General features: G+C 58.1%; 1 rRNA gene. It reads left to right on the forward strand.

Annotated elements, in window-relative coordinates:
* Nucleotides 1–112: ribosomal RNA gene (locus LPA54_RS42120) — 16S ribosomal RNA — on the forward strand; the annotation flags it as partial.
* Between the last annotated feature and the right edge of the window lie 158 nt (nt 113–270).

Genomic DNA, 270 nt, shown 5'->3' on the forward strand with positions numbered 1-270 from the left:
AGCCGGTGGCCCAACCCCTTGTGGGAGGGAGCTGTCGAAGGTGGGACTGGCGATTGGGACGAAGTCGTAACAAGGTAGCCGTACCGGAAGGTGCGGCTGGATCACCTCCTTTCTAAGGAGCACTTCTAGGCCGCCTGGCGGTCCAGAGGCCAGTACATCGGCGAATGTTCGATGCTGGTTGCTCAAGGGTGGAACGTTGATTATTCGGCACGATGAGTGAGAGTCACCAGTACTGCTTCGGCGTGGAACGTGAACTTGAGCTGGTCGTGT

Source organism: Streptomyces sp. DH12 (assembly GCF_020873895.1).
Taxonomy (GTDB): domain Bacteria; phylum Actinomycetota; class Actinomycetes; order Streptomycetales; family Streptomycetaceae; genus Streptomyces.